Below are 21,151 nucleotides of genomic sequence, written 5' to 3'. Positions count from 1 at the left end.
TTTTGACGGGAAGCTCAACACTACTATTGACCTGAAGTATAGCACAGGGGCTGCACCGGTCCGTAGTTTATACTTTTACTAACTAGAAAAACATGTTCAATATCACCCCCATGGTCAGGAATCTCCTGATCATCAATGTGGTAGTTTTCCTGCTGCAGCTTAGCGGCGTTGTCAGCGTAGAGAATTTTGCCCTGCATTACTTTGGCTCAGACCTGTTCCGGCCCATACAGCTGTTCACGCACATGTTTATGCATGGGGGATGGTCGCACCTGTTCAGCAACATGTTCAGCCTTTTTATTTTCGGTCCTTTGCTGGAGCGCTTCTGGGGGCCGCAGCGCCTGTTGGCTTTTTACCTTATTACTGGCTTGGGGGCCAGCTTGTTATACTCCGGCGTGCGTGCCTATGAGCTGAACGGGCTGCAAGCGAAAACCGAGACTTACATGCTGAACCCGGAGCCCATGGCCTTCTATAACTACATGGAAGAGCACTACAGCGGCCGCTACAATACCGAGTTTGCCGTGGAGTTTCGCCGGAACCCCGATAACCCGACCTATATAGAAGAAAGCAAGGATGCCGTGCGTTATGTGTTCAACCAGGTATACAACAGCCCGATGCTGGGTGCCTCCGGGGCGGTTTTTGGTATCCTGATGGCCTTTGGCATGCTGTTTCCGAACCTGGAGCTGTTCCTGATTTTCCTGCCCATCCCTATAAAAGCCAAGTACTTTGTGCTGCTCTATGGCGGGTATGAATTGTATGCCGGCTTTAACCGTGTGCCCGGCGATAACGTAGCACACTTTGCACACCTCGGCGGCATGCTGTTCGCGTATATACTGGTTAAGATGTGGCAGCGCAACGACTATAGCAATTACTAAGGTATAATGAGTATAACCAACGATATAAAAAACGCCTTCCGGCAGCCCAACAACACGCTCAAGCAGCTCATCCTCATCAACGTGATCGTGTTTGTGGTGCTGATCGTGACGCGTACCATCCTTGTGCTGACCAACAGCTCGGGCATCTACAGCGCCATGGTGCGTTTTCTGGCGCTAAACTCAGATCCGGTGCTCTTCATTACCCGCCCCTGGACGCTGGTCACCTACTTCTTCACCCACGAGGGGTTCCTGCACATCATTTTTAACATGCTTAACCTGTACTGGTTCGGGCAGCTGCTGCGCGAGTACCTCGGCGACCGGAAACTGCTGAGTCTGTACGTGCTGGGTGGCATTGCCGGCGGAGTGCTCTACATGCTCAGCTACAACTTTATCCCCTACTTTGCCAGCCATGCCGCCTACTCCTTTATGATCGGCGCCTCGGCCAGTGTGCTGGCTATTGTGGTGGGTGCGGCCACGCTGTTGCCAAACTTTGCCTTTAACCTTATACTTATTGGCCCTGTCAGGATAAAGTATATCGCGGCCTTCCTGGTGCTGCTGTCTATTTCGGGTGCGGTAGGCGACAACGCCGGCGGCAACATTGCCCACCTGGGTGGTGCCTTTATAGGCTGGCTGTTTATAAAGCAGCTGCAGCGCGGCACCGACATGGGGCGCCCGGTGCTGGCCGTGATCGACTTCTTTAGCGGCCTCTTTAAGCGTAAGCCGAAACTGCGCGTCACGCATACCCGCTTTACCGGTGGCCGGGCAAGGCCAAACGGCAGCAGAAGCAGCGGCCCTGTTACCCCGGACCAGCACGAGATCGACCGCATCCTGGACAAAATCTCCAGTTCCGGCTACGAGAGCCTCTCCAAAGAAGAAAAGCAAAAGCTCTTCCAGGCGAGCCAGAAAGACTAAATCAGAACAGGCGCTTCCCCAAGAGGTGCCTGTTCTGTTTTAGGATCATAAAGCCTTGCAAAGCTTGTTTAAGTGCTGCAAGTACAACCCTAGCGCCAAAGGCAAGTATAATCTTGGAATCCTAGAGAATATATGATACCAAGTATAAACAAGCTTTATGGGCTGGGCCTGCTGCTTTGCGGGTGGCTCAGCAGCCAATATGCAGCAGCGCAGAACATTTCACCCGGGCAAGACAGCGTAACCGTTGCCATTGCCCCCGACTACAACGACGTGAGCAAGCGCCACCGCTTCTGGTTCGGCGATAACTACCGGCAGCTTTGGGCCACCCCCGTAAAAATGCGGGTGTTCAGGCTGAGCGAGGAGCAGGGCGGCATGAAGATCCTGAAGCGCGGGGGAGGGCAGCAGACCAAGTCACTGCGCCTGCAGGACCCTACCGGCAGAGAGTGGGTGCTGCGAACGGTGCAAAAAGACCCGGAAAAAGCGCTGCCCGAGAACCTGCGCGAAACCGTGGCCAAAGACATTGTGCAGGACCAGATATCGGCCTCGCATCCGTTTGGCGCCCTGGTAGTGCCGCCGTTGGCAGAGGCCCTGAACGTGCTGCACACCAACCCCGAGATCGTTTACTTGCCCGACGACCCTGCCCTGGCAGCCGACTCTTTGGCTGGGTATGCCAATGCGGTGTACCTGTTTGAGGAGCGTGAGCCTATCCGTAACGGCGTGGATACCGACAACACCGAAACCGTGCTGGAGAACCTGGAGGATGATAACGACAACCGCGCAAACCAGTTCTCGGTGCTGCGGGCCAGGCTGCTGGACATGGTGATAGGCGACTGGGACCGCCATGAGGACCAGTGGCGCTGGCGCGATCTGGAAGACGAAACGGGCAAGGTGTACGACCCCATCCCGCGTGACCGCGACCAGATCTTTTTCAAGAACGAGGGCGTGATTCCGAAGATCGGCTCCAGGAAATGGATCATGCCCAAGTTCCAGGGCTTTGATGCCGAGATCCGCGACATCCGGGGCTTTAACTTTAATGCCCGCTTTTTCGACCGCTTGTTTCTGACTCACCTGAGCGAGGAAGACTGGCGAGAGGAGGTGGCCCTGGTGCAGCAGCGGCTGACGGACGACCTGATAGAGCGTGCCGTGCGACGCATGCCAGCGCCTGTTTTCGAAAAGAGCGGCCCGGAACTGATCAGCACCATGAAATCGAGGCGTGATAACCTGATGGCGCAGGCCCTGAGCTATTACCGCTTTCTGGCGGAGGATGTGGACCTGCCGGGCTCTGACAAGCACGAGGAGTTTGCCCTGGACTACCTGCCTGGCGGAGACATCAAACTGCAGGTATACAAGATTAAGAAGGAGGGCGACCGCGACCGCCTGTTGCTGGAGCGCACCTTTCACCCGAAAGAGACAAAGGAGCTGCGGCTGTACGGCCGGGGCGACGAAGACGTGTTTAGGGTGCAGGGCAGCGGCAAATCAAGTATAAAAGTGCGCTTGATAGGCGGGGGCAGCGCCGACACGTTTGCCGTGTCTGATGATTTCAGGAACAGGGGGCGCCTGTACATGTATGACCGCTCGGATGAGGAAAACACCCTGCCATCCGCAGCCAGCGCAAAGCTCCGCACCTCCTCCGACTCTACGGTAAACGACTACGACCCCCGAAGCTTTGCGTATGATGTGCTCATGCCGCAGGCTACCGCAGGATACAACCTGGATGACGGGGTGCTGCTTGGTATCGGGTTTAAACTAACGAAGCACGGTTTCCGGAAAGAGCCGTATGCGGCGCAGCACAAGCTGATGGTGGGCCATGCCCTGGCCACTAACGCCTTTTTCGGAAGCTATGAAGGCGATTTTCCGCAGCTGCTGGGAAAGTTTGACCTGGGCGTGGAACTGGATGCCCGGGCCCCGAACAACACCAGCAACTTCTTTGGAGTGGGCAATAACACAGATTTTATCGAAACCGGCGATAAGCCTATCCGCTACTACCGCACCCGCTACAACCTGGTTGAAACGCAGGTGGTGCTGAAGCGGCAGCTTAGCGATAGGTTGCATCTCTTCGGGGGCCTTGCCGGGCAGTTTTTCAGCATGCAGCCCGAGGAAAACGAGGGGCGCTTTATCAACCTATACCAACAGCAAAACCCGGAGAAGAACCTCTTTGAGAGCAGGTATTACGGCGGGCTGGTGGGAGGCTTTACGTTTGACTCCCGCAACGACAGCCTGCAACCCTCGCGGGGCGTGTACTGGAGCACCAGCCTACGCGGCATGAGCCAGGTAGATGACGAGGAAGAAGAGTATGGCATGCTTAGATCGGAGCTGGGCGTGTACGTAAAGCTGAGTAACCGCCTGGTGCTGGCCAACCGCATCGGTGGCGGCAGCACCTTTGGCAATCCCGCTTTTTTCCAGCTTTTATACCTGGGCGGCACGAACAACCTGCGCGGCTACCGCAACTTCCGCTTTGCCGGTGAGCAGATGGCATACCACAACCTGGAGCTGCGCCTCAAGCTTTTCGACTTTACGTCCTACCTTTTTCCAGGCTCGGTGGGCCTGATAGGCTTTAACGACATTGGCCGCGTTTGGGCCGATAACGCGGCGGATAATGGAGGCTTGCACCATGGCTACGGAGGCGGTTTGTACGTGGTGCCAGCTGAGCTTATACTTCTGCACGGTGTGGTCGGCTTCTCAGAAGACGGTGTGCTGCCATACTTTTCGGTAGGGTTTCGGTTTTAAGGGGGGGGAAGATGATTAACCCACCCCTAAGAGCTACGCTCGCTAGCTCAAAACTCTCGTTTTGGCTAGTCCAGAGGAGGGGAATTATACCCCACCCCAGCTCTCCCCTAAAAACAGGGGAGGGAGTTCGGTTCAAGCTTCGTCATCAGTGGCTATCGAAAACTAATCCCAGTCCTTGGGTTGAGCGCCTTGTGAGATCCGGTGCCGCCTTAGCGGCAGCCGCAGCGTAGCGGAGGCAGGAGGGAACACAGCGCGATACCCGAGGACGAGGCCTCCCGGCCTTGGAGGGCACCAAATATGAGGTGCAACGATGGGTATGTAAGACTCAGGATGTACCGCAGCTAGTGAGGATAGCTTGTGTCAAGCCGTAGAAAGCGGCAGCAAGTATAAAAGTGTGGCTTACGCGGACTTGGAAGTCCGCAGCAGGCAAAGTTCCAGACAAGGATGTCCGGAACAGCGTAAGAAGTTTTTAGGAATTAATAGCTTTATAAACCAAAATCGCCGCTCCTTTTCAGAAGCGGCGATTTCCGTATCAATAAATATACGTTTATACTTAAGCTTTGGCAGCGTTGATGTTGTCCAGCGCGTCCATCACTTCTTTTACGTGGCCACGGGAAGTTTCCAGCAATTGCTTCTCCTCGTCGTTGAGCTGCAGCTCGATGATCTTCTCGATACCGTTCTTGCCCAGGATTACCGGCACGCCCAGGTATACGCCATCGATGCCATACTCGCCTTCCAGCTTCACGCAAACCGGGAACACACGGCGCTGGTCGCGCACGATCGCCTCTACCATCTGAGCCGCTGCTGAACCCGGTGCATACCAGGCAGAAGTACCCATTAGTTTCACCAGCTCGCCGCCACCTGATTTAGTGCGCTCAATGATCGCGTTCAGTTTATCTTCCTCGATCAGCTCCGTTACCGGGATACCGCCTACGGTCGTGTAGCGCGGAAGCGGAACCATGGTATCGCCGTGGCCGCCCATCAGCACTGCCTGGATATCTTTTGGAGACACGTTCAGGGCCTCAGCCAGGAAAGCTCGGTAGCGCGCTGTGTCCAGGATGCCGGCCATACCCATAACGCGGGTGCGTGGCAGCTTGGAGGTGATGTGCGCCGCGTAGGTCATTACGTCCAGCGGGTTAGACACTACAATGATGATGGCATCCGGAGAGTGCTTTACGATGTTCTCGGTTACCGACTGCACGATACCGGCGTTGGTAGAGATCAGGTCGTCGCGGGTCATGCCGGGCTTGCGCGGCAGGCCGGATGTGATTACCACCACATCAGAACCGGCGGTTTTGCTATAATCGTTTGTTACACCTACCGTGCGGGTGTCGTAAAGGTTGATTGGCGATTTCTGCCAGATATCGAGCGCCTTACCTTCGGCAAAGCCCTCTTTAATATCCACTAGTACTACTTCGTTCGCGATCTCGCGGTAAGCCAGCACATCGGCGCAGGTGGCACCTACGTTACCAGCTCCAACTACAGTTACTTTCATTATCGGATATGGTTTATATTAGTTTGAGAATTCGGTTAACTCCTGTAAAATTAGAAAAATCTATTATTAAAGGGTAGACATTAGACACTAGATATTAGAGACTAGACGATATATTTTAGGTAACAGGTGGCAATGAAAGAAGTCTGCTGTCTAAAATCCACCGTCTAGCGTCTTTCTAAAGAAATCTCCACCACCCGCTCTGTCTTGTCTGTTACCTTAAAGCGGTTGTCAGGCCGCTGGTTCACTACCCAGGCAATGGACTGATCTGATACCAATACCAGCGTTTGGCGCTTCAGGTTGGCGGGCACTTTCTTGTCGATCAGGAAGTCGCTGACCTTTTTCTTGCCGTTCATGCCCAGGGGCACAAACCAGTCGCCCTCCTGCCAGCTGCGCAGCTTGAGCGGGAACTTCAGCTGGTCGGCATCCAGGGCGGCCACGTGCGGTTTGGTGTTGAGTTTATACTTATCGGCATCCACATACTTTATCTTAAAGTATAGATTACCTGCCTCAGCGGCTGTGTCGCCTTCGTTTATAAGGATGCTTCCGAAGCTGCTCAGGTTGCGCGGCGTGAGCACGAGCTGGTCGCGGTCTTTTACCAGCGTATGGGTGGGCGAGTCGAACTGCTTGCCCGAGATGCCCTCCAGCGCCTCTGCCAGCTCCAGCACCACCGAGTAGCTAAAGTGGAACGGGCGCAGCAGCTCGTGCAGCACCAGGGGCAGTCCCGTGGCATTCTGCAGCGGCCTGAGCGACACGTATACCGCGCCTTCGGCTTCTTTTATACTTTGCTCGCGCAGGTTCTCTATGTAGGCGGCCACGATGCTTTCGGCGTGGCTCACGCGCTCGGCGGTGTGCTGCATGGTCTCCTCCAGGCTCGGGTTGATCTCCTTGAGCACCGGAATCACTTCGTGCCGGATCTTGTTGCGCTGGTACTTGGTGGTTTCGTTGGAGCTGTCCTCGCGCCAGATAAGCTTGCGCTCCGTTACGTACTCATAAATATCATCCTTGGTAACCGCAAGCATGGGGCGGATGATGCGGCCGTTTTTGGCCGGAATGCCGTGCAGCCCCGCGATGCCGGTGCCCTTGGTCAGGTGCAGCAGGATGGTTTCAGTCAGGTCGTTGCTGTGGTGGGCCGTGGCGATGTAGTCGTAACCTTCCTGCTGCCTTACCCGCTCAAACCACTCGTAGCGCAGGGTGCGGGCGGCCATCTGCGTCGAGACTTTCTCCTGCGCGGCAAAGGCGCGGGTGCTGAAGTTCTCGGTAAAGAAGGGCACGTTATACTTTTTGGCAAGTTTTTTGGCGAACAGCTGGTCGGCCTCGGCGTCCTCGGCGCGCAGCCCGAAGTTGCAGTGTGCTACGGCAAAGTCATACTTAAGCTGGTGCAGCACCTCGCACAGCACCACCGAGTCGATGCCGCCGCTAACGGCCGCCAGTATTTTGCTCTCTGGCTGGCAGAGATGGTGGGATTGTATAAAACCTGAAACTTTCTGTAGCATAAGACAGCGGCTGGTAATTTTTTTCTAATTTTGACAGTTATATAGGCACAGGATTTTAGATGCTAGCCCATAAGCTTTCCGGAGAGAAAGCAAAAGGTGCGTGCCTTGCGGGGCATACACGCAGCAGAGGCAGGCCTACCATCTAAAGTCTTACGTCTTACATCTAAGTAGCATGAAGAACACAAAAATACTCTTTTCTCTTGTCTTTAGCCTTGTGGCCTTTACTGTTTTCGGGCAGAACGGGCGGCAGCGCCAGGGCCAGACGGAGAAAGTGCCCGTAGACCTGCAGCAGGCCGACAGCCTGATTGGCGGTACCTTTAACGGGCAGCGCATCGATAAGCTTATCGGCAACGTGATCTTTAAGCAGAAAGACGGCACCCTGTATGCCGACTCAGTGTATCAGTACAAGGAGCGGAACGTGCTGGAGGCTTTCGGAAATGTGCGCATCAACCAGGCCGACACTGTAAATATTACCGGCGAGCGCGCCACTTACGACGGCGACACCCGCACCGCTAAAATTCTGGGCAATGTGGTGATGCGTGACCCGCGCATGACCCTGACAACTCCCAGCCTGGACTATAACCTGAGCACGCGCACGGCCAATTATACCGAGGGCGGTGTGATTGTGGACCCGGAAAACCGCCTGGAAAGCCGCCGCGGGGCTTACAACACCAAAACCAAGATGTTCGACTTTGAGCAGGATGTGAAGGTGAGAACGGCGGATTACAACATTAAGGCGCAGAACATGCGCTACAATACCCTCACCAAGGTCGTATACTTTCAGGGGCCGACTTTTATTGAGGGGCAGCAGGGCGATTTGTATGCCGAGGAAGGCACCTATAACACCATCACCAAAGTATCGAACTTCGGGCGCAACGCTTATATACTTACGGATGAGTACCGTTTGGGCGGCGATAAGCTGTTCTATGACCAAAGCACCGGGTATGGCTATGCCGAGAAAAACGTATCGCTGCGCTCGTTGAAGGATGATGTGACCATCCGCGGGGCCATCGGCCGCTACTGGCGCGACAGGGGAGAGGCCAAAGTATACGGCAATGCCCTAATGGAGACGGTGATGGAGGGCGACACGCTGTTCCTCTCAGCGGATACCTTATACTCGCAGGAGCCCAAAGGGGCGCGCACGGCCAGTATGATCTATGCTTACCCAAACGTGAAAATCTTTAAATCGAACCTGCAGGGCAAGGCCGACTCGCTGAGCTACAACCGCACCGACTCTGTGATGCACCTGAACGTGAAGCCGGTACTCTGGAACGAGGAAAGCCAGTTGGTGGCCGATACCATCCATATACAGCTGCGCAACCAGACCATCGACCGCATGTACATGTACAGCAATGCCTTTATTTCCTCGGAAGACACGCTGCAGAACTACAACCAGGTGAAAGGCCGCGACATGACCGGGTTTTTTACAGAAGGCAAGCTGCGGCGGGTAAACGTGAACGGCAACGGCGAGAGTTTATACTTTGCCCTGGAAGGCGACACCACCCTGACGGGCATGAACAAGGCTATCTGCAGCGACATGGCTTTGATGTTCGAAGAAAATAAACTCAAAAGTATTTCGTTTCTGGTGCAGCCGGATGCCAGTTTCATACCGCCGCACGAGCTGGATGACGGGCAGAAGCAGTTGGAAGGGTTCACGTGGATGTCGGAATTGAGGCCTACGAAGGAGCAGGTGCTGGCAACCCAGCCGGTCCGGGCGGCTGAAAAACCGGCCGTGAAAGCGCCTCCGGTAAAATCTACGGTAAAGGCCGGGCGCAAGAAAAAGGCAGCCAAACCGAAGAAAAACAGGCCATAACGAATTAAGCGGTGGCCCAACCCGAATCTGTTTTGTAAATCCAACGGATATTCTATAATTTTGCCCGTTCATGAATAAAGGCTTCATCCATAGTATCGCCCTGTTTTGTCTGTTGCTGCTGGCCACTAGCTGTAGTAACTTTCAGCAACTGCTGAAAAGCAACGATGTCAGCAAGAAATACCAGGCTGCCCTAGAGTATTATGAGCAGGAGGATTATTACCGCGCCTCCCAGCTGCTGGACCAGGTAACCGACCTGCTGGCAGGTACCGAAGAGGCCGAGAAAGCCCAGTTTTACCGTGCCAAGGCGCACTACCTGCAGGGCAACTATATCCTGAGCGACGCCTACTTCAGGAACTTCTATACCACGTACCCGCGCAGCCCTTTTGCCGAAGAAGCCATGTACCTGCAGGCTCAGTCGCTGTACGAGCAGTCGCCTAGTTTTGAAGAAGACCAGACGCCAACCAGAACGGCCATCGAAGCGTACGAAGAGTTTTTGGTGCGCTACCCCAACAGCGAGCGTGCCGGGCAGGTAAACAAGACGCTGGAGGAGCTCTACACCAAGCTCGATAAAAAAGACTTTAACCAGGCACAACTATACTATAAGTTGCGCAAATGGCGCTCAGCGGCCGTGGCCCTGGATATTTTCCTGCAGGAGCATGCCTCATCGCCTTATGCCGAGGAAGCCGCTTTCCTGAGATTAGACGCCCAGTACCGCTTTGCCCAGGAAAGTGTGCCCAACAAGCAGGAAGAGCGTTATGACCAGGCACTGGATTACTTCCAGTCGTTTGTGGACATGTACCCCGACAGTGGTTATAAGCGTGATGCCGAGCGTGTGTTTGACGGCGTGCAGGCAGCGCTGGCCGAAATAAGAAAATCAGATAATCAGAATTCATAAAGTATACCTATATGGCATCAGTTCCAGCATCAATTGTTACCCGCAACATGGCCGACTTTGCAGAGCAAACCGGCAACGTATACATGTCTGTGTCAGTTATCTCTAAAAGAGCTAACCAAATTTCTGTGAAGCTTAAGGAAGAGCTGAACTCTAAACTGGCGGAGTTTGCCACTACGGTAGACAACCTGGAGGAGGTGTTCGAGAACCGTGAGCAGATCGAGATCTCCAAGTACTACGAGCGTCTGCCGAAGCCTACCAGCCTGGCCATCGAGGAGTTCCTGGAAGGGAAGGTGTATGTAAGACAGCCAGACGAAGAAACGGAGGAGGACATCAACCTGTAATACAGGCGGATGCTGAAAGGTAAAAAGATCATACTAGGAGTTTGCGGAAGTATAGCGGCCTATAAAGCTGCTGTGCTTGTTCGCCAGCTCGTAAAAGCAGAAGCAGAAGTACAGGTCATCTTGACTGCTTCTGCTTCTGAGTTTATAACCCCTCTTACACTGGCCACCCTCTCCAAGCGGCCGGTGCTCAGCCAGTTTGTAAAAGACGAGACTGGCACGTGGAACAACCATGTGGACCTGGGCCTTTGGGCCGATGCTTTGGTAGTGGCCCCGGCCAGCGCCAACACAGTGGCCAAGCTGGCAAACGGCTTCTGCGATAACCTGCTCAGTGCCACCTACCTCTCGGCACGCTGCCCCGTTTTTGTTGCCCCCGCCATGGACCTGGACATGTACCGGCATCCGGCCGTGCAAAGCAACTTTGCCAAACTGCGCGGCTACGGCAACCGCATCATAGAGGCAGGCTACGGCGAGCTGGCCAGCGGGCTGGTAGGGCAGGGGCGCATGGCAGAGCCGGAGGAGATAGTGCAGGTGCTTCAGAATTTTTTTTTCAGGTGACAGAAAGATCGTTTAACGGGAAAACCGTGTTACTCACGGCAGGGCCCACGCATGAGCCCATAGACCCGGTGCGCTTTATCGGGAACCACTCCACGGGCAAAATGGGTTACGCGTTGGCAGAGTGCTTTGCCGAGCAGGGGGCGAAGGTCGTGCTGGTGTCGGGGCCAACCAACCTGCACACGCACCACGCCAACATACAGGTAAAGCACGTAACCACGGCAAACGAAATGTACAAGGCGGTGCAGAAGTATGCCGATGCCGCCGACATTTGGGTGTTTGCCGCCGCCGTGGCCGACTACCGCCCGAAGACAGTGGCCGACAAGAAAATAAAAAAAGCCGGCGACGAGCTGACGATAGAGCTGGTAAAGAACGTTGATATTGCAGCAGCGCTGGGCAAACAGAAAGAGGAGTGGCAGTTTTCGGTGGGCTTTGCCCTGGAAACAGACAATGAAAGCGCAAACGCCCGCGAAAAGCTCCGCAAGAAGAACCTGGACATGATCGTGCTCAACTCGCTGAAAGACCCGGGGGCCGGATTTGCGCACGATACGAATAAAATCACTATTATTGAGGAGGATGCCACCCATACCTTTGAGCTGAAGAAGAAAAGCGAGGTGGCAGAGGATATTGTCAATTTAATCTCAAAGCGGATACATGGCTAGGAAAGTACTTGTTTTGCTGATGCTGATTTTCACCGCCTGGACGGCCAGGGCGCAGGAGCTGCAGTGCGATGTGGTGGTGAACAGCGAGCAGGTACAGTACACCGATCGCCAGTTGTTCACGGACATGCAGACGCGCATTTTCGAGTTCATGAACAACCGCCGCTGGACAAGCCAGGCCTATGGGCCGGACGAGCGCATCAAGTGCCGCATCCTCATTAACCTGACGGAGATGCCGGAGATCGGCACTTTCCGGGCCAACGTGCAGGTGCTGTCGGTGAGGCCGGCGTATGGCACCGGCTACGAATCGGTGCTTTTCTCCTTCATCGACAAAGACTGGACCTTCCAGTTTAATGCTGCCCAGCCGCTGGAGTTTGCCGAGAACAACTATACGTCTAACCTCTCGTCGATGCTGGGCTTTTATGCCTACATGATCATCGGGATGGACAACGACAGCTTTGGCCGTTTGGGAGGCTCCCCCGCCTTCGACAGAGCCAGGGCCATCCTAAACATTGCCGCCTCACAGGGCGCCGGCTATCCCGGCTGGAAAGCCTTCGACAGCAACCGCAACCGCTACTGGCTGATTGACAACGTGCAGGACCCGCAATTCCTGCCGTTCCGCGAAGGGCTGTATACCATGCACCGCCAGGGGCTGGACCAGATGGCCGAGAAGCCGGAGGAGGCCCGCCAGAACGTGCTGACCATGCTGACTAGTATCCAGCGCCTGCAGCAGCAGAAACCTAACTCCGCCATCCTGCGCGCCTTCTTCGATGCCAAGGCCGATGAGCTGGCCAACATGTTCAAAGCGGCTGCCCCGGCGCAGAAGCAGCAGGCATTCACCATCCTATCCCAGGTAGACCCCACCAACAACAGCAAATACGAAGTTTTGCTAAAACGCTAAAATTTTTAGAATTATGCTAAAAGCGTGTATCTTCGCAGGGCAAAATCAGCAGCCTAAGTTATACGTGTGCCCATGGGAAAGCGCCAGACCCGCATCTTCCGAAAAAACCTTTTAGAGCGTCAGTTCGAACTGCTGCAGAGCCCTGCCGTACAGGTGGTGCTGCGCAGTAAAGTAGTGCTAACCGGCAAGCTGAAACAGCTGGACGAAAAGGGAGCGGAACTGCAGGACCTGCGCTTCAACTTCCATACCTTTCCGCTGGAGCAGGTAGAGGAGATAATCTATGATGTAGAGGCGCCGTACTGATGAGGGATAAGTATAGCTGATCACTCGGCCCGAATTTATTCACAGAAGAACAATACATCCCACTTCAAAAAAAGAACAGAAATAACGAACTTTAGCATAGGCCAAAACCCTTCTTATGTCTATAGTCGTGAGATAGTAGTATATGCTGATAGATCTTAAAATAAAGAATTACGCCCTGATCGAGAAGCTGGAGATGAACCCGTCGCCGGTGCTCAACATCATCACGGGCGAGACAGGTGCCGGTAAGTCGATTATGCTGGGGGCCATCGGCCTGTTGCTGGGCAACCGCGCCGATACCAAGCTGCTCTTTAACCAGGAGGAGAAGTGCGTGATCGAGGGCGTGTTCGACATCTCGAGCTATAACCTGCAGGAGCTTTTCACCAAGGAGGACCTGGACTTTGACAACCAGTGCATTCTGCGCCGCGAGATCAGCCCGAGCGGCAAGAGCCGTGCTTTCGTGAACGACACGCCCGTAACGCTGGACGTGATCCGCAAGATCGGCGAGAACCTGATGGACATCCACTCGCAGCACGACACCCTGCAGCTCGGCGACACGAGCTATCAGCTCAACATCCTGGATATCTACGCCGGCAATACGGCCTCGATGGGCAATACGACCTTTGATATTTATGCCGGAAACCTATCCTACCTGCGCAACTATAACGAGAGCTACCGGCAGTATAAAAAGCTGGAGAGCGACTATAAGAAACTGACTGACCAGCTGGCGCAGGCGCAGAAGGAGCACGACTACCATGCCTTTCTACTGAACGAGCTGGACGAGGCCGGCCTGCAGGAGAACGAGCAGGAGGAGCTGGAGGAGGAGCTCAAGCAGCTGGAGAACGCCGAGGACATCAAGCTGAAGCTGACGCAGGCGGTGCAGAGCCTTACTGAGTCCGAGTTCAACATCACCTCTGCCCTGAAAGACACCGTGCATACCCTGAGCCAGCTGTCGGCCTTCTCTAACAAGTATGAGGAGCTGCGTAGCCGCACCGAGAGCTGCATGATCGAGCTCAACGATATTGCCGGGGAACTGGAAGACGCTGAGCGCAACACTGAGGCCGACCCGGAGCGGACGCTGGAGGTGCAGGAGCGCCTGAACCTGATTTATACTTTGCAGCGCAAGCACCAGGTGCAAAGCAATGCCGAGCTGTTGCAGATCCAGCGCGAGTTGGAGGAGAAGGTGGGCAGCGTGCTGAACCTGGACACGGCCATCGCCAATACCGAAAAGGCCATGAAGGCCGCCGAGCAGGAGGTGCTGGAGAAGGCCGCCATACTTTCGGAGCGCCGCAGAGCCTCGTTCGAGACGTTTGAAAAAGAGCTGTATACCCTGCTGGCCGAGCTGGGCATGCCAAACGCGCGCATCGTCATTCAGCATAATGAGGTAGCGCCATCCGCCACAGGTACTGATGATATCAGCATCCTGTTCAGCGCCAACAAAGGGGCGCAGCCGCAGACGCTGATCAAGGCTGCCTCGGGTGGCGAGTTCTCGCGCCTGATGCTAAGTATAAAGTATATGCTGGCCGATAAAACCGCCCTGCCGACCATCGTTTTTGATGAGATTGATACGGGTATCTCGGGTGAGGTGGCCGTGAAGGTGGGCAAGATGATGCAGCAGATGGCGCAGAAGCACCAGATTATCGCTATCTCGCACCTGCCGCAGATCGCCGCGCAGGGCGACTCGCACTACTTTGTGTACAAGCACGACACCGAGGACCGCACCATCAGCCGCATTAAAAAGCTGGACGACCAGGAGCGCATTAACGAGATCGCGCATATGATTGCCGGCGCCAACCCAAGCGATAACGCGTATCAAAGTGCAAAAGAGTTGCTTTCACTCTAAGTAGGAATTACTATATTGCTGCTTCGTTTCCGGTAAGGCCGGTAAACCTAGGTTAGGCAATCAAAAAAATAACAAAAGACATGTCTTATAATCTTTTAAAAGGAAAGAAAGGAATCATTTTCGGTGCGCTGGATGAGAAGTCTATCGCCTGGAAAGTGGCCCTGCGTGCCAAGGAGGAAGGCGCTGAGTTCGTGCTGACGAATGCCCCGATCGCGATGCGCATGGGGGAGATCAACAAGTTGGCGGAGCATTGCAACGCGCAGATCATCCCGGCTGATGCCACATCGGTAGAAGACCTGGAGAACCTGTTCACGAAAGCGCAGGAGATCCTGGGCGGCAAGATCGACTTTATCCTTCACTCCATCGGCTCCAGCCCGAACATCCGCAAAGGCAAAGAATACGGCGACCTGAACTACGACTGGTTCCAGAAAACGCTGGACATCTCGGCGCTGTCTTTCCACAAGGTGATGCACGTGGCGGAGAAGCAGGATGCCATGAACGAGTGGGGCTCTATCGTAGCACTGTCCTACATCGCGGCACAGCGCGTGTTCCCGGATTATACCGACATGTCGCATGCCAAGGCGGTGCTGGAGTCTATTGCCCGCAACTATGGCTACCGCTTCGGCAAGATGAAGAAAGTGCGCGTGAACACGATCTCCCAGTCGCCGACCAAGACAACGGCCGGTACCGGCGTGGGCGGTTTCGACGCCTTCTACGACTATGCCGATAAGATGTCGCCGCTGGGCAACGCCTCTGCTGAGGATTGCGCCAACTACACCATCACCCTGTTCTCAGACCTTACCCGCATGGTAACGATGCAGAACCTGATGCACGACGGCGGCTTCTCCTACATGGGTATCTCCGAGGATATCGTGGAGATGATTTCTAAGTAATTTGAAAATTTGGAGATGTGAAGATTTGAAAATAGTCTGCACATCCTGAAGTATAAAAAATCCCCTGCTAAAGTATGGCAGGGGATTTTTTGTTTCTAATCTGCTTCCCGCAAGCAAGTACAGATTAACGGAGCATCTTCAAATTTCCACATCTTCAAATTTCCAAATCAACTGTCTTCCCGGTGTACGCTGTCGATGTCGAAGGCGGGGATGCAGATGGACCAGTACTCGGTCTCATGGTCGTAGGGGTTGGCGTAGCGGATGCGGGCGCCTGCCTTGATAAGTATAGATTCGCCGGCTTTTACCTCTACTTCCTCACCGTCTATCTCAATCAGTTTTTTGCCGCGCGTTACGATGGTGATCTCGTCGAACTCCGGCGTTTGGTGCGGCTCTCCCCAGTGCGGGGGCGCCACCATGTGGGCCACGCTGAAGGCCCCGGTTTGGGTGGAGGCGTTGCCGAAATGCTCTTCTATCAGCTTCCCGTCAGTGGTGGGCACCCGGAACGGCTTGGTCTGCTTAAAATATTTTTTCTCGCTCATTTCTCTTCTCTTTAAAGTATAAGTTACTGCTTTTCTGCGCAGGCGCCCTGGGTATAGGAGGTGACGCCGGCATTGTCGGCCATGCAGGGGTTGCTGTAGGTTTTGCCGTCGCAGCCGCATACGGGCTCGTACTGCATGGTGCAGATGGCGTCGGGGTTGATTTTGGCAGGGTCGATGCAGGTGCTTTGGGGTGCCCCTTTTTGTGTGCAGCCGGCCGCTAAGCCCAACAGGATTGCCGAAAAGGCCAATGTTTTTCTCATAGTGTTTAAGTTAGATGTCATGGTAGGCACTGGGCAGAAACAGGCGGTCAAAATTAACTTGTTAAAGATCCTGCCGTATGTATCTGCAAGTACAAAAATATAGATATTAGAACGGAATCAGGCAGCTTTTTGGTCTGATCTGTTTCTAATTCTGTCGGAACAAAAATCATCTTTCTATAAAACTATGAATCAGATACATAAAGACAGCGACAAAATTCTAATAGCTACTTTTGCCGGTATTGGCTTAGGTGTGGCAGCCGGTGTGCTGCTGGCCCCTAAAACCGGCCGCGACGCCAGAGAGGAAGTGATGCGCCAACTGAACAAGGCAAGCGACGATGTGAACAGCAGCCTGAAGCGTTGGACAAGCAACCTGAAGAACAAGGGCAACAAAAATGCCGGCACGCCGCCGCAGGAAGAGTATGACTTTGTGATGCACGGCTCCTGGAACGACGTGAAGCGGCAGCTGCGCCAGAACTATGCCGACATAACCGAAGAAGACCTGGAGTATCAGCATGGCAAAGAGCATGAAATGCTGGACCGCCTGCAGCAGAAAGTCGGTAAGACTAGGGATGAACTGATGCGCATGATCCAGGATCTGAAATCAAAAGTATAAGCCTGCAGGCACTATAATAGAATCTTTCAGTATAGGTATAACTTAATGCTGGTCTCAGCCGTTATACTTAGGTAGGAGAAAAATAACTTATTAGAAACAACGACTATGAAAGACAATAGCGGAAAAGTTTTGCTGGCGATGCTGGCAGGTGCAAGTGCAGGTGTAATAGCTGGTTTGCTGATGGCTCCTGATACAGGCGAAGTGACCCGTGGCAGCATCAAGAAGTGGGCTGGCAAAATGAGCAAAGACCTGGAGAAAAACCTGCAGGACGGCTTGGAAGAGATCAAGAAAATGAGCGGCGACACGTTCGGCAAGTCCGGGCAGGCCTCTACAGGTGGCAGCAACACTGGCTCTACAGGCAACAGCTCATCAGCCTCCGGCAACAGCGGTAGCACATCTACTGGCGCTACCTCTGGCAGCAGCACCACTTCAGGCGGAAACGCTTAGTAGTATATAGATTTTTTAGCGGAACGGGCCAGGGCGGCGGCATTCGCCGTAGCTCGTTGAGGTGGCCCGAACCACTGCGGAAACGCCTGCCCCACAAGGGCAGGCGCTTTTGATTATAGGGCCAGGCTAACTTAATAGGCTGTGCTTGCGTTAGTAAGTATGTTGTTAGGCCTTTAAAAGAGGCTTTAGTATAAATCAATAAACACGCTATAAACTATGAGAACGCATATGGAATGCCGCTCGCTCGGCGAGCACAAATCTAATTACAGCACAATTGAGTCGGTGCGCCAGATACGGCAAAAGGGCACGGCCTACGAGGCGGGCAACATGAAAAACAAGCAGAAAAGCAGCGGGGGCAAGGTAGTGGCTGGCTTGTTGGCAGGTGCCGCCGCAGGCGTAGTGGCCGGCATGATGTTGGCGCCTGATAAAGGCACTGTTACCCGCAAAAAAGTTTCGGAGCAGGCTTCTAAGCTGGGAGACCAGGTAAACAAGGGCTACGCCAGCACCAAAGACAAAGTAAGCGACTGGACAAATAAGATGAAGAGCAGCAATTCTGGCAGCCAGGCAGAGGGCAAAACACACAAGAGCCCTTACACCGACTCAAAGAAGTGGGATGACCAGGAAAACAAGAACATGACCGGCACCGCTAGAAACACGCCGGGTGTGTAATCCTACATAACACGACAAGTATAGAAAAAGCCGCTCCGGGTATACCCCGAGCGGCTTTTTTATGTATAAGCGCTAAAGCTTACTGCTTCTCTTCTTCTTTCTTCTCGTGCTTCTCCGGCTTCATCTGCGGGAAGAACAGCACATCCTGGATAGAGTGGGAATTGGTCATGATCATGCTCAGGCGGTCGATACCGATACCCAGTCCAGCGGTTGGCGGCATACCGTACTCCAAGGCACGCAGGAAGTCCTCATCCAGCACCATGGCCTCAGTGTCGCCACGCTTGCCCAGCTCCAGTTGCTCCTCAAAACGGGCGCGCTGGTCGATCGGGTCGTTCAGCTCAGAGAAGGCGTTGCAGATCTCCTTGCCGTTACAGATGGCTTCGAAACGCTCCACCAAACCTGGCTTGCTGCGGTGCTTCTTGGCCAGCGGGCTCATCTCCACAGGGTAGTCCGTGATAAAGGTCGGCTGGATCAGGTATGGCTCGCAGGTTTCGCCGAAGATCTCATCAATCAGCTTGCCTTTGCCCATACTTGGGTCTACGTGGATGCCCAATTTCTCCGCCGTCTGGCGCAGCTGCGGCTCATCCATCTCAGAGATATCAATCTTCGTGAAGTGCTCAATGGCCTCAAACATGGTGAAGCGCTTCCATGGTCGCTGGAAGTTGATCACATTGTCGCCCACCTTCACTTCTGTGGTGCCGTGCAGGTCCAAGGCTACTTTCTCCACCATCTCCTCCACCAGGTCCATCATCCAGTTATAGTCTTTGTAGGCCACATACAGTTCCACCTGCGTGAACTCGGGGTTGTGGAAACGGCTCATACCTTCATTGCGGAAGTCCTTGGCAAACTCGAAAACCCCGTCGAAACCACCCACAATCAGGCGCTTCAGGTACAGCTCGTTGGCAATGCGCAGGTACAGGGTCATGTCCAGCGTGTTGTGGTGCGTCTTGAACGGACGGGCGGCCGCGCCGCCGTACAGAGGCTGCAGGATGGGTGTTTCCACCTCCAGATAGCCTTTGTTGCCCAGGAACTGGCGCATGGAGTTTACCAGCTGCGTACGCTTGCGGAACGTTTCGCGCACCTGCGGGTTCACTACCAGGTCTACGTAGCGCTGGCGGTAGCGCAGCTCCGGATCGCTGAAGGCATCATATACGTGCTCCACGCCATTCTCATCCACCTCGCGCTTCACGATCGGCAGCGGCTTCAGCGATTTCGTCAGCACCTTCAGCTCTGTTACGTGCACAGAGATCTCGCCTACCTGCGTCACAAACGCATAGCCTTTAATGCCGATAAAGTCGCCGATGTCGAGCATCTTCTTGAACACCGTGTTGTACAGGTCCTTGTTCTCGCCCGGGGCGATATCGTCGCGCGACACGTATATCTGGATACGGCCGGTGCTGTCCATCAGCTCCGCAAACGAGGCTTTGCCCATAATGCGGCGGCTCATCAGGCGGCCAGCCAGGCTTACTTCCTGGTAGTTGCCCTTTTCCTTATCGAAGTTCTCCTTTATCTCCTTGGCCGTGGCCGTAACGTCAAATGTTTCAGATGGATAGGGGTTGATGCCCATTTTCTCCAGCTCTTCGCGCTCATGGCGTCTGCGTAGTTCCTGTTCGCTCAGTTGCATGCGATTTATACTATAAGTGATGTGTTCAAATCAAGCTGCAAAATTCGGAAATAATCGGCAGCTTTTAAAGGGTTAATTGTTGATTGTTAAATTGCTTGATTGTCAGGCAGTAGCTTTTTGCATCACTGGTAAAAGAAAAGCTCCTGTAAGTATAAACCTACAGGAGCGAAAGAAGGAAAGAAAATAATGGTTTAGGCAGCCTGGCCCAACTCGTAGCCTTCGTTGCCCAGCAGTGGCTTGATCTGCTGCTGCAGCCTTGCTTCCACGAAAGAGCCTTTCAGGTGCTTGGGCAGTTCCTGCGCAAACTCCTCATACTTCTGCAGCCCTACGGCTTGCGCCACAAAGCACTCATGTATGCCGTTCAGGTAGCTCACGATTTGCAGCAGCGACTCGTGGAACAGTTTAAAGTCAATATCTGCCTGCACGAACCGCTCAATCTCGCGGTGGGTGGAGGAAATGCGCAGGCGCGCCATCAGGTCGAACAAGGTCGTATAGCCGATGCGCCAGGTTAGCTGCTGCCAGTGCTGCGGCCCGAACTTCTGCAGCACCTCACCGGATTTGCTGCTTCGGATGGCGGTGGCCGCGTTTGCCTGCACCTGCTGCCTTACGGCTTTGGCCTTTTGGCGGCGGGTGGTACGCAAAAACTGTCCGATCTGCGCCTGCGCCTCCAACTCCTTGCCTGCAATCTGCAAGCCCGGCTTGTAGTGCGCCAGCGGCAGGCGGTGTATGGTAAAGTCGTTGTAGTGGCCGCTGGCATAAAAGCCGACAGCCTGCGGGTAAGTATTCTTCACTACCAGCCGGCCCGCCTCGCGCAGTACCCACGCCTCGTTGTTTGTCTTAATACCGCGGGTATACAGAAAAGCCTGCAAGCCGGCAAAAACTGCATAGTACGCCTGCGGAAAAGTCCAGTGGAGCGCATTGCGCATATACGCTTCGTCCCCAAGTTCAGCAGTGGCGCGCAAGGCATACTCGGTGCTCCAGCTGTTTAGCAGAAGCTGCTGTATGGCTTCATAGTCATCCTCGGCCAATTCGGGCTTTTGTTCTTGCAGCACAGGCACCTGGCCGCCCGCGTTTTGTATATGATAGCTGATGGCAAAAAAATAGTTCAGAAATACCTGCGCAGGAATAGACTTCTGCGAGATAGTATCAGCATTTTGTGTTTCCTCCGGAAATAAGGAAAGCACCTTTTCTTCGTCTCTCTCTTTCATACATACTAAACAAAACGGAGGGTTTATCAGTTGCAAAAAGCGTCGTTTTTAGACTTCTTTTTATTGATTTAAATTAATGATTTTCAAGTTATTAA

At 54.1% G+C, this 21,151-nt stretch carries 21 protein-coding genes; 15 read left to right on the top strand and 6 right to left on the bottom strand.

Features of this window, described 5'->3' with window-relative positions:
* The first annotated feature begins 92 nt into the window (after positions 1 to 92).
* From FJM65_RS13025 to FJM65_RS13015, 3 genes are all read left to right on the top strand, one after another.
* Positions 93 to 872, top strand: a complete 780-nt coding sequence (locus FJM65_RS13025) for a rhomboid family intramembrane serine protease (protein ID WP_140621970.1) — start codon at positions 93 to 95, stop codon at positions 870 to 872.
* Between the two features lie 6 nt (positions 873 to 878).
* Positions 879 to 1,784 (top strand): rhomboid family protein, encoded by a 906-nt coding sequence (locus tag FJM65_RS13020; RefSeq protein WP_140621969.1) that lies wholly within the window; start codon positions 879 to 881, stop codon positions 1,782 to 1,784.
* Positions 1,785 to 1,916: 132 nt separating this feature from the next.
* On the top strand, positions 1,917 to 4,511 hold the full coding sequence (locus tag FJM65_RS13015) for a BamA/TamA family outer membrane protein (RefSeq protein WP_140621968.1): 2,595 nt from the start codon (positions 1,917 to 1,919) through the stop codon (positions 4,509 to 4,511).
* Positions 4,512 to 5,064: 553 nt separating this feature from the next.
* Here FJM65_RS13015 and mdh read toward each other — a convergent pair.
* Together mdh and tilS are read right to left on the bottom strand one after the other, a co-directional pair.
* Positions 5,065 to 6,006, bottom strand: coding sequence for a malate dehydrogenase (gene mdh, locus FJM65_RS13010; RefSeq protein ID WP_140621967.1), 942 nt, complete (start codon positions 6,004 to 6,006; stop codon positions 5,065 to 5,067).
* Positions 6,007 to 6,170: 164 nt separating this feature from the next.
* Positions 6,171 to 7,499, bottom strand: a complete 1,329-nt coding sequence (gene tilS / locus FJM65_RS13005) for a tRNA lysidine(34) synthetase TilS (protein ID WP_140621966.1) — start codon at positions 7,497 to 7,499, stop codon at positions 6,171 to 6,173.
* A gap of 172 nt (positions 7,500 to 7,671) precedes the next feature.
* Between tilS and FJM65_RS13000 the strand changes: the two genes are divergently transcribed.
* From FJM65_RS13000 to FJM65_RS12960, 9 genes are all read left to right on the top strand, one after another.
* Complete coding sequence (locus FJM65_RS13000; RefSeq protein ID WP_140621965.1) at positions 7,672 to 9,312, top strand: OstA-like protein; 1,641 nt, start codon at positions 7,672 to 7,674, stop codon at positions 9,310 to 9,312.
* Positions 9,313 to 9,382: 70 nt separating this feature from the next.
* Complete coding sequence (locus tag FJM65_RS12995) at positions 9,383 to 10,207, top strand: outer membrane protein assembly factor BamD (RefSeq protein ID WP_239022944.1); 825 nt, start codon at positions 9,383 to 9,385, stop codon at positions 10,205 to 10,207.
* A gap of 11 nt (positions 10,208 to 10,218) precedes the next feature.
* Positions 10,219 to 10,548 carry a DNA-directed RNA polymerase subunit omega gene (locus tag FJM65_RS12990; RefSeq protein ID WP_140621964.1) on the top strand — a complete coding sequence of 110 codons (330 nt, stop codon included), beginning with the start codon at positions 10,219 to 10,221 and terminating at the stop codon, positions 10,546 to 10,548.
* A 9-nt stretch (positions 10,549 to 10,557) separates the two neighbouring features.
* Positions 10,558 to 11,103, top strand: coding sequence for a flavoprotein (locus tag FJM65_RS21700; RefSeq protein ID WP_140621963.1), 546 nt, complete (start codon positions 10,558 to 10,560; stop codon positions 11,101 to 11,103).
* Positions 11,100 to 11,762 (top strand): bifunctional phosphopantothenoylcysteine decarboxylase/phosphopantothenate--cysteine ligase CoaBC, encoded by a 663-nt coding sequence (gene coaBC, locus FJM65_RS21695; protein ID WP_140621962.1) that lies wholly within the window; start codon positions 11,100 to 11,102, stop codon positions 11,760 to 11,762. The genes FJM65_RS21700 and coaBC overlap by 4 nt, the downstream gene beginning before the upstream one ends.
* Positions 11,755 to 12,660 (top strand): type IX secretion system protein PorD, encoded by a 906-nt coding sequence (gene porD / locus FJM65_RS12975; RefSeq protein WP_140621961.1) that lies wholly within the window; start codon positions 11,755 to 11,757, stop codon positions 12,658 to 12,660. Before coaBC ends, porD begins: the two co-directional genes overlap by 8 nt.
* Positions 12,661 to 12,732: 72 nt before the next feature.
* A complete protein-coding gene (locus FJM65_RS12970; protein ID WP_140621960.1) occupies positions 12,733 to 12,963 on the top strand; it encodes a hypothetical protein in 231 nt (76 codons plus the stop codon).
* A 142-nt stretch (positions 12,964 to 13,105) separates the two neighbouring features.
* Positions 13,106 to 14,803, top strand: a complete 1,698-nt coding sequence (gene recN, locus FJM65_RS12965; RefSeq protein ID WP_140621959.1) for a DNA repair protein RecN — start codon at positions 13,106 to 13,108, stop codon at positions 14,801 to 14,803.
* An 80-nt stretch (positions 14,804 to 14,883) separates the two neighbouring features.
* Positions 14,884 to 15,696: an enoyl-ACP reductase FabI gene (locus tag FJM65_RS12960; protein ID WP_140621958.1), complete on the top strand. Its 813-nt coding sequence runs from the start codon at positions 14,884 to 14,886 to the stop codon at positions 15,694 to 15,696.
* A 167-nt stretch (positions 15,697 to 15,863) separates the two neighbouring features.
* Here the strand turns inward: FJM65_RS12960 and FJM65_RS12955 are convergent, their stop codons facing one another.
* Together FJM65_RS12955 and FJM65_RS12950 are read right to left on the bottom strand one after the other, a co-directional pair.
* Positions 15,864 to 16,235 carry a cupin domain-containing protein gene (locus tag FJM65_RS12955; protein WP_140621957.1) on the bottom strand — a complete coding sequence of 124 codons (372 nt, stop codon included), beginning with the start codon at positions 16,233 to 16,235 and terminating at the stop codon, positions 15,864 to 15,866.
* A 23-nt stretch (positions 16,236 to 16,258) separates the two neighbouring features.
* Positions 16,259 to 16,495 (bottom strand): Kazal-type serine protease inhibitor domain-containing protein, encoded by a 237-nt coding sequence (locus FJM65_RS12950; protein WP_140621956.1) that lies wholly within the window; start codon positions 16,493 to 16,495, stop codon positions 16,259 to 16,261.
* A gap of 184 nt (positions 16,496 to 16,679) precedes the next feature.
* Here FJM65_RS12950 and FJM65_RS12945 point away from each other — a divergent pair, with 184 nt between their 5' ends.
* The 3 genes from FJM65_RS12945 to FJM65_RS12935 all read left to right on the top strand — a co-directional run bounded on the left by FJM65_RS12945 (position 16,680) and on the right by FJM65_RS12935 (position 18,224).
* The gene (locus FJM65_RS12945) at positions 16,680 to 17,108 is read left to right on the top strand and encodes a YtxH domain-containing protein (protein WP_140621955.1); all 429 of its coding nucleotides are present in this window, start codon (positions 16,680 to 16,682) and stop codon (positions 17,106 to 17,108) included.
* Positions 17,109 to 17,213: 105 nt separating this feature from the next.
* Positions 17,214 to 17,555 (top strand): YtxH domain-containing protein, encoded by a 342-nt coding sequence (locus FJM65_RS12940; protein ID WP_140621954.1) that lies wholly within the window; start codon positions 17,214 to 17,216, stop codon positions 17,553 to 17,555.
* A 216-nt stretch (positions 17,556 to 17,771) separates the two neighbouring features.
* Entirely contained in the window at positions 17,772 to 18,224 is a 453-nt protein-coding gene (locus FJM65_RS12935) for a YtxH domain-containing protein (protein WP_219855985.1), read from the top strand.
* A gap of 79 nt (positions 18,225 to 18,303) precedes the next feature.
* Here FJM65_RS12935 and lysS read toward each other — a convergent pair whose 3' ends face one another.
* Entirely contained in the window at positions 18,304 to 19,848 is a 1,545-nt protein-coding gene (lysS, locus tag FJM65_RS12930; protein WP_140621953.1) for a lysine--tRNA ligase, read from the bottom strand.
* Between the two features lie 191 nt (positions 19,849 to 20,039).
* Positions 20,040 to 21,056, bottom strand: coding sequence for a hypothetical protein (locus FJM65_RS12925; RefSeq protein WP_140621952.1), 1,017 nt, complete (start codon positions 21,054 to 21,056; stop codon positions 20,040 to 20,042).
* Positions 21,057 to 21,151 lie beyond the last annotated feature (95 nt).

It is taken from the genome of Pontibacter mangrovi (assembly GCF_006385705.1).
In the GTDB taxonomy this organism is placed as follows: domain Bacteria; phylum Bacteroidota; class Bacteroidia; order Cytophagales; family Hymenobacteraceae; genus Pontibacter; species Pontibacter mangrovi.
This window is presented reverse-complemented; position numbering and strand designations above follow the sequence as displayed.